Raw genomic sequence first — 14,841 nt, 5'->3', positions numbered from 1 at the left:
GACGCGCCGAAGCGCGCCCGGGCCCGGCCGCGCCGGAACCGTCCGCGCGGCCCGGAGGGCGCCGGCCGCGGCCCTGCCCCTGCCGGGCGGGGCTACCGGCCGTCGTCCTCGCGGTCGGCCAGGAAACGCTCGAACTCCGCGGCGAGGTCGTCGGCCGAGGGCAGGTCGACGGGCTCGGCCACGAGGCTTTCCCGGGACTGGAGGCCGGCCACCGCGTCGTACTGGCTCTCCAGGCCGCGCACCACGGAGACCAGCTCGCCGTCGCCCTCGGCGACCTGGCGGTCGATCTCGACGCGCACGGTGTGCGCCTCGTTGCGCAGCGCGTGGGCCACGTCGGGCAGCACCAGGCCGGTGGCGGCGGTGATGGTCTCCAGGACGGCCAGAGCGGCGTCGGGGTACGGGGAGCGGGCCAGGTAGTGGGGCACGTGGGCGGCGACGCCCAGGACGTCACGCCCGGCCTTCGAGAGGCGGTACTCGATGAGGGCGGCGCAGCTCGCCGGGACCTGGGCCTCGTCGAACCAGGCGCGGTGGCCGGGCACCAGGTCCACCCGGTTGCCGTGCGGTGTCAGGCCCACGGGGCGGGTGTGCGGGACGCCCATGGGAATGCCGTGGAAGTTGATCGCCATGCGCACCCCCAGGCGCTCCACGACCTGGAGGACGGCGGCGCTGAACCGCTCCCACTCCACGTCGGGCTCCTGCCCGCTCAGCACCAGGAAGGGGGTGCCGGTGGTGTCCCGGACGAGGTGGAGCTCGATGGCGGGGGCCTCGTACGTCGTCCAGTGGTCGCGCACGAACGTCATCAGCGGGCGCCGGGCCCGGTAGTCGACCAGGCGGTCGGCGTCGAAGCGCGCCACCAGGCGGCTGTCGAGCCGGTCCAGCAGCTGGCGCACGACCTGCTCGCCGGTCTCCCCCGCGTCCATGTAGCCCTCGAAGTGGTACAGCAGCACGGGCCCGGCGTCACCGACCGCCTCGTCGACGGCCTCGGCCCCGCCCGGCACGTACTCGTACAGTCCCTGCGGATCCAGCACGGTGATCGTCCTCCTCGCTCTCTGTGACCCTCAACGAACAGAAACGGCCCGCCATTCCCCGCCGGGTCACTCGAACGCGTATCCGGTGCCTTTTGACGGGCTGTCGACAAGACTTTACGGTCGCGGCGCTCGTCGCGTCGTTCACAGGATCGGCTGGACATCACGAACATGAACGAGGGGGCGGGGCGGCGGGCGAGGAGCGCGGACGCGCCGCCACGCGCTCCCCGCGCGCGCCCCCACTCCCGGGAAACGCGCCGGCCCTGTTCCCGGACACGCGCCGGGCCCGCCTCCTGTGACAGGAGGCGGGCCCGGGTGGTGCCTACTGGCTGCTGCCGGCGGCCTGCGCGACCGCTCGGCTCAGTCCGGCCGTCGGCTCAGCTCTGGCCGCCCGCGAGCTTCTCGCGGAGAGCGGCGAGGGCCTCGTCCGAGGCGAGCGCCCCGGAGTTGTCCTCGGACTCGGAGGAGTAGTTGCCGCCGCCCGAGGGGGCGGGAGCGGCCTGGCCGGCTTCGGCGGCAGCCTGCTCGTCGGCCTCGCGGGACTTGATGACCTGCGCCTGGTGCTGCTCGAAGCGGGACTGGGCGGTCGCGTACTGCTGCTCCCACTCCTCGCGCTGCTTCTCGTAGCCGGGCAGCCAGTCGTTGGTCTCGGGGTCGAAGCCCTCGGGGTAGATGTAGTTGCCCTGGTCGTCGTACGAGGCGGCCATGCCGTACAGCGTCGGGTCGAACTCGACGGAGGCCGGGTCGGCGCCGAAGGACTCGTTGGCCTGCTTCAGGGACAGCGAGATGCGGCGGCGCTCCAGGTCGATGTCGATGACCTTGACGAAGATCTCGTCGTTGACCTGGACGACCTGCTCGGGGATCTCCACGTGGCGCTCGGCCAGCTCGGAGATGTGCACCAGGCCCTCGATGCCCTCGTCCACCCGGACGAACGCGCCGAACGGCACCAGCTTGGTGACCTTGCCGGGGACGACCTGCCCGATCTGGTGGGTGCGGGCGAACTGCTGCCACGGGTCTTCCTGGGTCGCCTTCAGCGACAGGGAGACGCGCTCGCGGTCCATGTCCACGTCCAGGACCTCGACCGTGACCTCCTGGCCGACCTCGACGACCTCGGAGGGGTGGTCGATGTGCTTCCAGGACAGCTCCGAGACGTGCACCAGACCGTCGACACCGCCGAGGTCGACGAACGCGCCGAAGTTGACGATGGAGGAGACGACGCCGGAGCGCACCTGGCCCTTCTGCAGGGTGGTGAGGAAGGTCTGGCGGACCTCGCTCTGGGTCTGCTCCAGCCAGGCGCGGCGGGACAGGACCACGTTGTTGCGGTTCTTGTCCAGCTCGATGATCTTGGCCTCGAGCTCCTTGCCCACGTAGGGCTGCAGGTCGCGGACGCGGCGCATCTCGACCAGGGAAGCCGGCAGGAAGCCGCGCAGGCCGATGTCCAGGATGAGGCCGCCCTTGACGACCTCGATGACGGTACCGGTGACGATGCCGTCCTCTTCCTTGATCTTCTCGATGGTGCCCCACGCGCGCTCGTACTGCGCGCGCTTCTTCGAGAGGATCAGGCGGCCTTCCTTGTCCTCCTTCTGGAGGACGAGCGCCTCGATCTCATCGCCCACGGCGACGACCTCGTTGGGGTCGACGTCGTGCTTGATCGAGAGCTCGCGGGAGGGGATGACGCCTTCGGTCTTGTAACCGATGTCGAGCAGGACCTCGTCCCGGTCGACCTTCACGATGACGCCGTCGACGATGTCGCCGTCGTTGAAGTACTTGATCGTCTCGTCGATCGCCGCGAGGAAGGCTTCCTCGTTGCCGATGTCGTTGACCGCCACCTGCGGGGTGGTACGAGGGGCCTCGGTGCTGCTCGTCATTAGGGAAAGGACTCCGGTACGGACAGTAAGTCGTAGGTACTGCTACGCCGGAGCCTTTTTCGTTCCTGCCGCCCCTTGAGTCGGACCAGCGGGCCGGAAGCCATCGGTCAAGGGAACTGCAACAGATTCGAGCGTGGCCTGCTCCGTCCGAGGCGCGCAGGCTCACAGCGCAACTTGTAGCATACGGGGGCAGCCGAGCACGGTCAATGCACGAAGAGCGCACCAGGCGCGTATCGGACGAACCGGCACGACTCGCCCACCCGTACGTCCTTTCAGAGAGTACGACGACTGCCGCGATGATCCAAGGACCAGAACCCGAAGCTACCCGTCGTATTGCCGGTGCCACGGAAAGCAGCCGGGCCAATCGGCGCTGGTGGGACCGCAACGCCGACGACTACCAGCTCGAACACGGCGGCTTCCTGGGCGACGCCCGCTTCGTGTGGGGCCCGGAGGGCCTGGACGAGGCGCAGGCGCGGCTGCTGGGCCCGGCGTCCGGCCTGAAGGACCGGGCGGTCCTGGAGATCGGCGCGGGCGCCGCCCAGTGCTCGCGGTGGCTGGCCGCCCGGGGCGCCCGGCCGGTCGCGCTCGACCTTTCCGCCCGGCAGCTGCGGCACGCCCGCAGGATCGACCTGGAGGCCGCCGGGACCGGCGCTGCGGCGCCGGCCCTGGTGCAGGCCGACGCGGGCGCCCTGCCCTTCGCCGACGCCTCCTTCGACCTGGCCTGCTCCGCCTACGGGGCGCTGCCCTTCGTCGCCGACACCGCCGGGGTGCAGCGCGAGGTGCGCCGCGTCCTGCGCCCCGGCGGCCGCTGGGTCTTCTCCGTGACCCACCCCGTGCGCTGGGCGTTCCCCGACGAGCCGGGCCCCGACGGGCTGACCGCGTCCTCCTCCTACTTCGACCGCACGCCGTACGTCGAGCAGGACGACCGCGGCACGGCCGTCTACGTGGAGCACCACCGCACCCTGGGCGACCGGGTCCGCGAGATCACCGCGGCAGGACTGGTCCTGGTCGACCTCGTCGAGCCGGAATGGCCCGCCTGGAACACCCAGGAGTGGGGCGGCTGGTCGCCGCTGCGCGGCCGCCTCCTGCCGGGCACGGCGATCTTCGTCTGCGAGGCCCCGTAGCCGGGCGCGCTCAAGCGCGGGCCCGGCTCGGACGCGGGTCCGGCTCGGGCGCGGGCCTCGCTCAGGCGCCGGCCGACACCGCGGCGCCCGTGGCCGTGGCGCCCGTCGCCTCCGGCGCGGGGGTCGTGGACGACGGGTCCGGAGTCGGCGTGGCCGTGGCGCACGGGTCGGGCGTCGGCGACGGGGTCGGCGTGGCCGTGCCCGTGGGCGTCGGGGTCGGAGTCGGGGTGGGCGAGGGGCTCGCGCCGCCCGACGGGCTCGGGCTCGGGCTGTCCGTGGGGCAGCTCGGGGTGGGCGTCGGCGTGGCAGTGGGCGTCGGCGTCCCCGTGGCCGTCGGGGTCGGGGTGGGCGTCGTCGGGGGCAGCGTCGCCACGATGGTCGGCGTGGGAAGCGGCGAGTGGCCGGGCGAGACCTTGGGCGGCGTGCCCAGCGAGCCACGGGCGTGGACGTTGCCCGGTGCGCCCAGGGCACCCGGCGACGCGGTGGAGCCGCCGCCCCCCGTGGTGGGCTGCGGCTGCGGACCGGCGGGAGCCGGGCTCGGCGCGATCCCGGGCGCGGGCGCGCCCGGGCGGTCGGGCACGCCGACCGCGTCCCCGCCCCGTACGAAGTGCTCGTACCACGCCCTGACCAGCGACAGGTACTCCTGCGAGTGGTTGTAGCCGAGGATCGCCCGGTCCATGTCGGCCGGCACCGCCAGGTCCCGGCCGTCGGCGCACAGGTAGTGCGCGGCGGCGAGCGCCGCGTCGTACACGTTGTTCGGGTCCGCCACACCGTCGCCGTTGCCGTCGGCGCCCCACGTCTGCCACGTGGAAGGGATGAACTGCATCGGCCCGACCGCCCGGTCGTGCACCGTGTCCCCGTCGTACCGGCCGTGGTCGGTGTCGGTGATGTTCGCGAAGCCGTTGCCGTCGAGGACGGGGCCGAGGATCGGGCTGGTCGTGGTCCCGTTCGCGTCGACCGCGCCGCCGCGGGCCTGCCCGGACTCCACCTGGCCGATGGCGGCCAGCAGTTGCCACGGCAGATGGCAGCCGGGGTCGCCGCGGCCGACGGACGCCTGCGCCCGCAGATACGCGTTCAGCACGGTGGTCGGCAGGCTCGCGCCGCCGCCGGGCACCGTCACCTGGCCGCCGGGAGCGCCGCCCGGGGCGGGCGCGAACGGTCCCGTCGGGCTCTTCAGTGGCGGCACTTGGGTGATGTACGGGGATCCGCCGTCGATCGGCCCGCCCGCCGGCGGGGCCGCCTCACCGCCGTGACCGGGCGACGCGGTGGCATGGGCGTGGGCGGAGGGAAGGAATCCCGGTGCCTGAGAGGCACTCAGCGCCGCCATCGCCGCGGCGGCCACCGCCGTACCCGCCGCACCCCTGCGTATCCTCCGGGCGTACCGCCGCGCTGCCATCGCGGACCCCTCCCACGTACGAGATGTTCACCGTCCGGCGTCACAACTCGACCGACCCTACGGCAACTTGGACCCCTTGGCCACCGGCCGGACATGCTCAAAAAGTGCGCAACCGGGCACATCCCACTTGTCACGCGCTTCGTTTCCCCGCAGGTCACCCGGGCTTGGGCGGACATTCCCACCGTCCGCCCGCGACCCGCGGGCCGGCCCCGGACAGCACGGCACCCGCGTGCCGCGCGCCTGCCCGCGGACCGGCCCGCGGGCGCGCGCGCCGCCGCACCCCGCGCGCACGCCCCCCGCGGCGGCACGCCCCCGACGCCCCCTCAGTGCGCGGCCGACTCCCAGTCCTTGCCGTGGCCCACCGAGACATCCAGCGGGGCCAGCAGCGGATACGCCCCCGCCATCTCGCGGCGCACCAGCTCCTCCACCGTCTCCCGCTCCCCCGGCGCCACCTCGACCACGATCTCGTCGTGCACCTGCAGCAGCAGCCGGGACGCCAGCCCCTCCCGGGTCAGCGCCTCGTCGACCCGCAGCATCGCGATCTTCACGATGTCCGCGGCCGACCCCTGGATCGGCGCGTTCAACGCCATCCGCTCGGCCATCTCCCGCCGCTGCCGGTTGTCGCTGTTCAGATCGGGCAGGTAACGGCGCCGGCCCAGCAGCGTCTCGGTGTAACCGGTGACCCTGGCCTCCTCCACCACCCGGTGCAGATAGTCCCGCACCCCGCCGAACCGCTCGAAGTACGTCTCCATCAGCGCCCGCGCCTCCGCGGCCTCGATGCCCAACTGCTGGGACAGGCCGAACGCCGACAACCCGTACGCCAAGCCGTACGACATCGCCTTGATCTTGCGGCGCATCTCCGCGTCCACCCGCTCCCGGGGCACCGAGAACACCTGCGAACCGACCGTGTCGTGCAGGTCCTCACCCGAGGTGAACGCCGCGATCAGGCCCTCGTCCCGCGACACGTGGGCCATCACCCGCAACTCGATCTGGCTGTAGTCCGCGGTCAGCAGGCACTCGTACCCCTCGCCCACGACGAAGCCCCGGCGGATCGCCCGGCCCTCGTCCGTACGCACCGGGACGTTCTGCAAGTTGGGATCCGTCGACGACAGGCGGCCCGTGGCCGCCACGATCTGGCTGAACGTGGTGTGGATCCGCCCGTCCGGCGCCACCGACTTCACCAGGCCCTCGACCGTCACCCGCAGCCTCGCCTGCTCACGGTGACGCAACATGATCACCGGCAGCTCGTGATCGGTCTGGGCCGCCAGCCACGCCAGCGCGTCCGCGTCCGTGGTGTAACCCGTCTTCGTCTTCTTCGTCCTCGGCAGACCCAGCTCGCCGAACAGCACCTCCTGCAACTGCTTCGGCGACCCCAGATTGAACTCGTGGCCCACCGAGGCGTGCGCCTCCCCCACCGCGTGCTGCACGGCCGCCGCGAACTGCTTCTCCAGACCCTCCAGATGAGCCCGGTCCGCCGCGATCCCGGCCCGCTCCATCCGCGCCAGCAGCGCCGAGACCGGCAGCTCCACCTCACGCAGCAGATGCTCCGCCCCCACCTCCGGCAGCCGCGCCGCGAACACCTCCGCCAGATCCAGCACCGCGCGCGCCTGCACCATCAACGCCTCCGCCGCGGCCGCCTCGCCGTCCTCCTCGCCGAACGCCAACTGCCCGCTCGCCTCCCGCGCCGGCGCCAGCTCCCGGCCCAGGTACTCCACCGACAGCACGTCCAGCGCGAACGACCTGCGCCCCGGCTTGATCAGGTACGCCGCCAGCGCCGTGTCCATCTCCACACCCGCCAGGCTCCAGCCGTGCTCGGCGAACACCCGGCCCGCGTTCTTCACGTTGTGCAGCACCTTCGGCCGCGCCGGATCCGCCAGCCACGACGCGAACGCCCGCTCGTCCGCCTCGTCCATCCCGGCCGGGTCGAACCACGCCGCGTCCTCCCCGGAGGCCAGCGCGACCGCCGTCACACCACCGCTGCCCAGCTCCCACGTGTCCACCGTCGCCAGCCCCAGCGCCACCCCCGGCCGGGCCTCCAGCCAGCCCGCCACCTCACCCGTGCCCAGCACCGCGCCGTCCACCGCCACACCCTCGGCGATCTCCGGCTCCGCCGCCGCCCCCGGATCCGCCGCGAACAGCCGCTCCCGGAAATTGGGATTACGGAACTCCAGCACGTCCAGCACCCCGGACACCGACTCCCGGTCGTACGGCCCCCGCTCCAGATCCGGCGGCGCCGCCGGCAACGGCACGTCCCGCACCATCTCCGTCAGCCGCCGGTTCAGCTTCACCGCGTCCAAATGCGCCCGCAGATTGTCCCCCGCCTTGCCCTTCACCTCGTCCGCCCGGGCACACAGCTCCGCGAACGACCCGAACTGCGTGATCCACTTCGCCGCCGTCTTCTCCCCCACCCCCGGGATACCCGGCAGGTTGTCCGACGGGTCACCGCGCAAAGCCGCGAAATCCGGGTATTGCGCCGGCGTCAGCCCGTACTTCTCCACCACCTTCTCCGGCGTGAACCGCGTCAGCTCCGACACACCCTTCGTCGGATACAGCACCGTCACATGATCACTGACGAGCTGGAACGCGTCCCGGTCACCCGTGACGATCAGCACCTCGTAACCCAGCGCCTCCGCCTGCCCCGCCAGCGTCGCGATCACATCGTCCGCCTCGAACCCGTCCACCGCGAACCGGCTCACCCGCATCGCGTCCAGCAGCTCACCGATCAGCTCCACCTGACTGCGGAACTCGTCCGGCGTCTTCGATCGCGTCGCCTTGTACTCCGGGTACTCATCGAACCGCCACGTCTTGCGGGACACGTCGAAAGCCACCGCCAGATGCGTCGGCCTCTCGTCACGCAACGTGTTCGACAGCATCGACGTGAAACCGTAGATCGCGTTCGTCGGCTGACCCGTGACCGTGCTGAAATTCTCCACCGGCAACGCGTAGAACGCCCGGTACGCCAGCGAATGCCCGTCCAGCAGCATCAGACGCGGCCGGTCACCCGACGGCTGCGCCGCACCACGCGCGGCCCCCGGCGCGGACACGGAAACGGATGCGGACCCCGATGCGGTTGCGGAAACCGATGCTTTCTCTGCCACGTCACCGATCCTCCCACGACCCACCGACAACGCCGCCCGGCCACCACCCGCCCACCGCCGCGACAGCACCCCCGACGAACCGCCCGCCCCGGCCTAAGATCGATCCATGGCCAAGAAGCCCCCCGCCACGGACCCCGTACAGGACGCACCCCAGGTCACCGCCCCCCAGCACAGCGCCGCCGGAGCGTCCGCCATCGGACACACCCTCAAAGCGGCGGGCGCCCAGATGGGCGCGCGACGGGCCACCCTCACCCTCCTCAAGGTCAACCAGAAGAACGGCTTCGACTGCCCCGGCTGCGCCTGGCCCGAAGGCGACCACCGCCACACCTTCGAATTCTGCGAGAACGGCGCCAAAGCCGTCGCCGAGGAAGCCACCCTCCGCCGCGTCACCCCCGACTTCTTCGCCGCCCACCCCGTCACCGAACTCGCCCGCCGCAGCGGCTACTGGCTCGGCCAGCAGGGCCGCATCACCCAGCCCATGTACCTCGCCGAAGGCACCGACACCTACCAGCCCGTCCCCTGGGAACGCGCCTTCGAGATCATCGCCACCGAGATCGCCGCCCTCGACCACCCCGACCAAGCCGTCTTCTACACCTCAGGACGCACCAGCAACGAAGCCGCCTTCCTCTACCAACTCTTCGCCCGCGAACTCGGCACCAACAACCTGCCCGACTGCTCCAACATGTGCCACGAGTCCTCCGGCTCCGCCCTCACCGAAACCCTCGGCGTCGGCAAAGGCAGCGTCCTGCTCGACGACCTCCACCGCGCCGACCTCATCATCGTCGCCGGCCAGAACCCCGGCACCAACCACCCCCGCATGCTCAGCGCCCTCGAACACGCCAAACAGCGCGGCGCCACCATCGTCAGCGTCAACCCCCTGCCCGAAGCCGGCCTCGAACGCTTCAAAAACCCCCAGACCGCGACCGGCCTCACCCGCGGCACCACCCTCACCGACCTCCACCTGCCCATCCGCCTCGGCGGCGACCAAGCCCTCTTCCGCGCCCTCGGCCGCCTCCTCATCGAAGCCGACGCCCTCGACCACGACTTCATCGCACAGCACACGCACGGCTTCGCCGACTACGAAGCCACCGCCCGCGCCACCGACTGGAACGACGTCCTCACCGCGACCGGCCTCACCCACGCCGAGATCCACCGCCTGCACACCCTCGTCCTCAACGCCAAAAGCGTCGTCGTGTGCTGGGCCATGGGCCTCACCCAGCACAAACACGCCGTCCCCACCATCCGCGAAGTCGTCAGCTTCCTCCTCCTGCGCGGCAACGTCGGCCGCCCCGGCGCCGGCGTCTGCCCCGTACGCGGCCACTCCAACGTCCAAGGCGACCGCACCATGGGCATCGTCGAACGGCCCACCACCGCCTTCCTCGACGCCCTCCGCGACGAATTCGGCTTCGAACCACCCCGCGACCACGGCCTCGACGTCGTCGACGCCATCCGCGCCCTGCGCGACGGCACCGCCAAGGTCTTCTTCGCCATGGGCGGCAACTTCGTCGCCGCCACCCCCGACACCGACGTCACCGAAGCAGCCATGCGGCGCGCCCGCCTCACGGTCCACGTATCGACCAAACTCAACAGATCCCACGTCATCACCGGCGCCCGCGCCCTCATCCTCCCCACCCTCGGCCGCACCGAACGCGACCACCAGGCCACCGGCGACCAGTTCGTCACCGTCGAGGACTCCATGGGCATGGTCCACGCCTCCCGCGGCACCCTCGCCCCCGCCTCCCCCCACCTCCTGTCCGAACCCGCCATCGTCACCCGCCTCGCCCGCGCCGTCCTCGGCCCGCACAGCACCATCCCCTGGGCCGACTTCGAAAACGACTACGACCTCATCCGCGACCGCATCGCCCGCGTCGTCCCCGGCTTCACCGACTTCAACACCCGCGTACGCCACCCCGGCGGCTTCACCCTCCCCCACGCCCCCCGCGACTCCCGCACCTTCCCCACCGCCACCGGCAAGGCCAACTTCACCACCGCCCCCCTCACCTACCCCCACGTCCCCGAAGGCCGCCTCCTCCTGCAGACCCTGCGCTCCCACGACCAGTACAACACCACCATCTACGGCCTCGACGACCGCTACCGCGGCATCAAGGGCGGCCGCCGCGTCGTCCTCCTCCACCCCGACGACGCCGCCGCCCACGGCCTCGCCGACGGCGACTACACCGACCTCGTCAGCGAATGGACCGACGGCACCCAACGCCGCGCCGAAGGATTCCGCGTCGTCCACTACCCCACCCCGCGAGGCTGCGCCGCCGCCTACTTCCCCGAGACCAACGTCCTCATCCCCCTCGACCACACCGCCGACACCAGCAACACCCCCGCCGCGAAATCCGTGGTCATCCGCCTGGAACAGCCCAACCCCGCACACGCCTGACCCCGGCGGGCGGTTAGGTTGGCCCACAGCACCACCGTGAGCACACACGCACCGCCCAGGCGCACGGACACCGGACGCGAGGACACCCCGACGCCCGGACCGCCCGGACGCGCACCCGCACCCGCACCCGAACACCCCTCGGAGCCCACCGCATGAGCGAGCAGACCACCCCCTACTTCCCACCGGAGATCCTGGAGCAGTACGCCGGGCTGGGCCTCGACCTGACCGCCCTCTTCTCCGCCGGGCACCTGGGCGAACGCATGGGCATCGGCATCCTCCACGCCACGCCCGAGAAAGTGGTCGGCACCATGCCCGTCGAAGGCAACACCCAGCCCTACGGCCTGCTCCACGGCGGCGCCTCCGCCGTCCTCGCCGAAACCCTCGGATCCGTCGGGGCCATGCTCCACGGCGGCCCCAGCAAGATCGCGGTCGGCGTCGACCTCAACGCCACCCACCACCGCAGCCTGCGCTCCGGCACCGTCACCGGCACCGCCACCCCCGTCCACCGCGGCCGCTCCTCGGCCACCTACGAGATCGTCATCACCGACGAATCCGACCGCCGCGTCTGCACCGCCCGCCTCACCTGCATGCTCCGCCCCGCCACCCCACCCGCCCCGGCCCAGAACGGCGCCAGCGGCACGAACTGACCCGCCTCAGTACTTGGCCCCCACGTACACGTCCATCAGCGCCACCGACTCCCTACGGGCCACCGACACGTTGTACGGCCGCCCACCGCGCCGCGTCACCTTCCACTCGACCCCCACCCGGTCGAGAGCGTCGCAGTACAGCCGCCGGATGTCGACGGACACGTTCGTGAAGAAGTACCGCGGGTACTCGCACCGCTTCCGGACGCCGCCCACCATCCGCGTCGTCCAGTTCGTCACCCGGCACCCGTCGGAATGGACGAGCCCCCGGATGAACTCCCAGGGGTGGGCATCCACGCTCTCCCGCTGCCAGGGTTCAAGGACGATGGGCCGCTCGTGCTTCTTGCCGGGGCCGTGCTGGGGGAAGACGGTCACCCATTGCTTGCTGTACGACGTCACCTGGACGCATCCCTGCTGGGGGTTGCGGCTGACCGAGCCGTGGGGGTGGACGGAGCGGATGGCGCTCTCACAGGCACGAGTCAAGCCGGGCCAGGCATCGGAACAAGCGATGCGCAGCGCGTAGACACCCCGCCGGTGAAGGCTCAGGCAACCGTCACCAAGGTAGAGGCCCAACAGATAGGGATACGCAGGGCCGCTCGTGCACAGCGGGGCGATGGGGGTCCGGCGCTGGGGTTCGACGCCGACGTCCCGCCACGTGCGCAGCGCGCTCCGGGATATGCCTGTCGCCAGACTTACGGAATTGAGGCTGCGGCCTGACGCGAGCAGAGCCACCGCCTCACGACGGGTGACGAGGTCGTACATGGGGCCAGGGTCACAGACCCGTGAGCCGCCGCCGGGTGAGTCGGCCGAAGGTTCACCCTGTGCAGTGACCTTTGGAAACGACCGTTGCACCTAAGAATCGAAGGTGAAGTGCCCCGGGTCGGACTCGAACCGACACTGTATGGGTTTTGAATCCATTGCCTGCTGCCAATTGGGCTACCGGGGCTCCTGCGAAACAGAGGATAGCGTACCGCCCGCGTGCCCCAACTCTAGCCGAGCTAGGTAGGCTCAGGTGTACGCATCCCGCACCGCACTCCGTCGCAGAGCAAAGAGCAAGGAGCACCGTGAGCGCCCCGGAAGAGTCCCCCACCCCTCAGGATGAGCAGTCGCATGTGCCTCCGGTCACGACGCGTGTGGTGATCGCCGAGGACGAGGCGCTGATCCGGCTGGATCTGAAGGAGATGCTGGAGGAGGAGGGGTATTCCGTGGTCGGGGAGGCCGGGGACGGCGAGACCGCGGTGAAGCTGGCGGGTGAGCAGCGGCCGGATCTGGTGATCCTGGATGTGAAGATGCCGGTGCTGGACGGTATCTCGGCGGCGGAGCGGATCGCGGCGGAGAAGCTGGCGCCGGTGTTGATGCTGACGGCGTTCTCGCAGCGCGAGCTGGTGGAGCGGGCGAGGGACGCGGGGGCGATGGCGTATCTGGTGAAGCCGTTCACGAAGAGTGATCTGGTGCCGGCGATCGAGATGGCGGTGAGTCGGTTCCAGGAGTTGCGGGCGCTGGAGGCGGAGGTCGCGGATCTGGCGGTGCGGTTGGAGACGCGGAAGCTGGTGGATCGCGCGAAGAGTGTGCTGCAGACGAAGTACGGGTTGTCCGAGCCGGCGGCGTTTCGGTGGATCCAGAAGACGTCGATGGATCGGCGTTTGTCGATGCAGGCGGTGGCGCAGGCCGTGATCGACGAGGTGGCCGGCTAGCGAGTGGGCTGGTGAAGATTGGGTTCTGGTCCTGCCGCCGCGTGGGGGGTGGGACCGGACTCGTTTGTGTGGTGATGGGGGAGCGGGTCGGGGTGGCGGTCGGGCCGGATGTGTGGGGGGTCGTGCCGGGTGTTGGTCCCGGTGGGGAGTGTGTTGGCGTTCCTGGCCGAGTGTCGTGATGTGGTGTTGGCGGTGGGGGGTGTTCGTGGAGATGTTTCCGTCGGCGAATGGGCGGCCGAGTGTGCCGCTGCAGTTCGGGACGGATGCTGAGCCCGTCTGGCTGTTGAGCCTGTGACTGGCTTGTGCATGGCTGTGGCTGGCTTGTGCATGGCTGTGGTTGTGCGGCTCGGTGCCGGAGTCGAGGACCACGAAGTCATTGTCGGCTTGGGCCTGCCGGTCGGCTGCTGCCGCCGGCGCAGCTGGTCCGCGTCGGCGTCCGTCGGTCGTACGTGCCGGCGCCTGGCCTGTCGAGCACGGTAGTGGGGGGTTTCGTTCCCGCGGTGCCACTGGCAGCAGCTTTTGGTTGCCCGCCCGCGCGGCCGCCGTCGATCTCCGCCGGCTGATCGACCGTTCTTTGATGGTGCTGTGCATGGACCGCAGTGGCGGCTGCGTCCTGTGGCTGCGGCGCCCGGCCCGTCGGTTCTCAGGGTGCAGGCGGCGGGCTGTGGCGACGGCGTCGTGCGGATCACGGCCCGGCTCGGTTCGCGCGCTACGGTCGGCGTCGCCGTCGGCGGCGCCTGACCGGCGGCTCGAACGGGAGCGTCTTCACTGGGCGGCGTCGTGTTGTACGTGAGGGCGGCGAGGACTTCCGCGGGCCGGTCCGGGTATTGGCAGGAGCGCGATTGTGTCGTCCGCGGCGCCGGCGCCGCTTGGCCGTCGTGGGCATCCGCTTGGCCGTCGTGGACATCCGCTCGCCCCTCGTGGACACCAGCCGTCGTGGACACCAGCCGTCGTGGACGTCAGCACCGCTGGCGGCGCCGCGGTTGCGGACGAGGCGTCCGGGGGGCGGCGGCGGCTTCGGGTGGCGACCGGGCGCGGAGGGCGTCGAGCGTCCGGTCGTGTGACCTACGTCATGCATTGTGGACTTGCTAGTCCATTCTTTGCGCCGCATGATGAATGGACTAGCAAGTCCAAAGATTGAGGGATCGGTCATGGAAACCCTAGAGCGTTTGCGTGTCACCGAGGATGTGCGGCGTCTGATGGCACGTTACGTCCGGTACGCGGATCTGCAGCGCTGGCAGGACCTGGCGGGGCTGTTCACAGCGGACGGCTCGTTCACACCGCACAAGCCCGACGGGTCGGTGTGGCTGCGCATGAACGGCCGGGAGGAGATCGCGGCGACCGTGGGCGCAAGCGGCGGCCCGGGAGTGACCCTGATCCACCACCTGTTCTCCGACGAGATCAACGTGGACTCGCCCACCAGTGCGCACGGGGTGTTCGCGATGGAGGACATCGTCACCCGCCCCGAGGGCGCCGAGATCTCGCAGACCATCCCGTTCCGGGTCATGCACGGCTTCGGCCACTACCACGGCCGGTTCGTCAAGGAGGACGGCCGGTGGCGGATCGCGGAGCTGAAACAGACCCGGGTCCGGCTCGACTTCTC

General features: G+C 71.0%; 10 protein-coding genes and 1 tRNA gene. 5 read left to right on the top strand and 6 right to left on the bottom strand.

Annotated elements, in window-relative coordinates:
* Positions 1–92 precede the first annotated feature (92 nt).
* The gene (locus K7G61_RS20945; protein ID WP_225848455.1) at positions 93–1,028 is read right to left on the bottom strand and encodes a PAC2 family protein; all 936 of its coding nucleotides are present in this window, start codon (positions 1,026–1,028) and stop codon (positions 93–95) included.
* 374 nt (positions 1,029–1,402) lie between these two features.
* Positions 1,403–2,893, bottom strand: coding sequence for a 30S ribosomal protein S1 (rpsA, locus tag K7G61_RS20940; RefSeq protein ID WP_225848454.1), 1,491 nt, complete (start codon positions 2,891–2,893; stop codon positions 1,403–1,405).
* A 296-nt stretch (positions 2,894–3,189) separates the two neighbouring features.
* On the opposite strand from rpsA, the gene K7G61_RS20935 reads away from it, so the two are divergent.
* A complete protein-coding gene (locus K7G61_RS20935) occupies positions 3,190–4,017 on the top strand; it encodes a class I SAM-dependent methyltransferase (RefSeq protein ID WP_225848453.1) in 828 nt (275 codons plus the stop codon).
* Positions 4,018–4,078: 61 nt separating this feature from the next.
* Here K7G61_RS20935 and K7G61_RS20930 read toward each other — a convergent pair whose 3' ends face one another.
* Together K7G61_RS20930 and polA are read right to left on the bottom strand one after the other, a co-directional pair.
* The gene (locus K7G61_RS20930) at positions 4,079–5,413 is read right to left on the bottom strand and encodes a lytic transglycosylase domain-containing protein (protein WP_263984646.1); all 1,335 of its coding nucleotides are present in this window, start codon (positions 5,411–5,413) and stop codon (positions 4,079–4,081) included.
* Positions 5,414–5,736: 323 nt separating this feature from the next.
* A complete protein-coding gene (polA, locus tag K7G61_RS20925; RefSeq protein WP_225848451.1) occupies positions 5,737–8,397 on the bottom strand; it encodes a DNA polymerase I in 2,661 nt (886 codons plus the stop codon).
* A 220-nt stretch (positions 8,398–8,617) separates the two neighbouring features.
* Here polA and K7G61_RS20920 point away from each other — a divergent pair, with 220 nt between their 5' ends.
* Together K7G61_RS20920 and K7G61_RS20915 are read left to right on the top strand one after the other, a co-directional pair.
* Positions 8,618–10,900: an FdhF/YdeP family oxidoreductase gene (locus K7G61_RS20920; protein WP_225848450.1), complete on the top strand. Its 2,283-nt coding sequence runs from the start codon at positions 8,618–8,620 to the stop codon at positions 10,898–10,900.
* 152 nt (positions 10,901–11,052) lie between these two features.
* On the top strand, positions 11,053–11,547 hold the full coding sequence (locus K7G61_RS20915) for a PaaI family thioesterase (protein ID WP_225848449.1): 495 nt from the start codon (positions 11,053–11,055) through the stop codon (positions 11,545–11,547).
* Between the two features lie 6 nt (positions 11,548–11,553).
* Here the strand turns inward: K7G61_RS20915 and K7G61_RS20910 are convergent, their stop codons facing one another.
* The gene (locus K7G61_RS20910; RefSeq protein ID WP_225848448.1) at positions 11,554–12,306 is read right to left on the bottom strand and encodes a transcriptional regulator; all 753 of its coding nucleotides are present in this window, start codon (positions 12,304–12,306) and stop codon (positions 11,554–11,556) included.
* Between the two features lie 109 nt (positions 12,307–12,415).
* Positions 12,416–12,490, bottom strand: a tRNA-Leu gene (locus tag K7G61_RS20905).
* A gap of 118 nt (positions 12,491–12,608) precedes the next feature.
* Here K7G61_RS20905 and K7G61_RS20900 point away from each other — a divergent pair.
* Complete coding sequence (locus K7G61_RS20900; RefSeq protein WP_225848447.1) at positions 12,609–13,238, top strand: ANTAR domain-containing response regulator; 630 nt, start codon at positions 12,609–12,611, stop codon at positions 13,236–13,238.
* 1,199 nt (positions 13,239–14,437) lie between these two features.
* On the top strand, positions 14,438–14,841 hold a 404-nt coding region (locus K7G61_RS20895), incomplete at its 3' end, for a nuclear transport factor 2 family protein (RefSeq protein WP_263984645.1).

Origin of the sequence: Streptomyces sp. HPF1205 (genome assembly GCF_020400825.1) — a bacterium.
GTDB lineage: Bacteria > Actinomycetota > Actinomycetes > Streptomycetales > Streptomycetaceae > Actinacidiphila.
The sequence above is the reverse complement of the archived record's forward strand: the minus strand, read 5'-3'. Positions and strand labels throughout refer to the sequence as shown.

Excerpts from the sequence above, each read along its gene's own strand:
- polA (WP_225848451.1), bottom strand. The coding sequence starts at position 8,397 with ATGCTGCTGGACGGGCATTCGCTGGCGTACCGGGCGTTCTACGCGTTG.
- K7G61_RS20930 (WP_263984646.1), bottom strand. The coding sequence starts at position 5,413 with ATGGCAGCGCGGCGGTACGCCCGGAGGATACGCAGGGGTGCGGCGGGT.
- K7G61_RS20920 (WP_225848450.1), top strand. The coding sequence starts at position 8,618 with ATGGCCAAGAAGCCCCCCGCCACGGACCCCGTACAGGACGCACCCCAG.
- rpsA (WP_225848454.1), bottom strand. The coding sequence starts at position 2,893 with ATGACGAGCAGCACCGAGGCCCCTCGTACCACCCCGCAGGTGGCGGTC.
- K7G61_RS20935 (WP_225848453.1), top strand. The coding sequence starts at position 3,190 with ATGATCCAAGGACCAGAACCCGAAGCTACCCGTCGTATTGCCGGTGCC.
- K7G61_RS20915 (WP_225848449.1), top strand. The coding sequence starts at position 11,053 with ATGAGCGAGCAGACCACCCCCTACTTCCCACCGGAGATCCTGGAGCAG.
- K7G61_RS20910 (WP_225848448.1), bottom strand. The coding sequence starts at position 12,306 with ATGTACGACCTCGTCACCCGTCGTGAGGCGGTGGCTCTGCTCGCGTCA.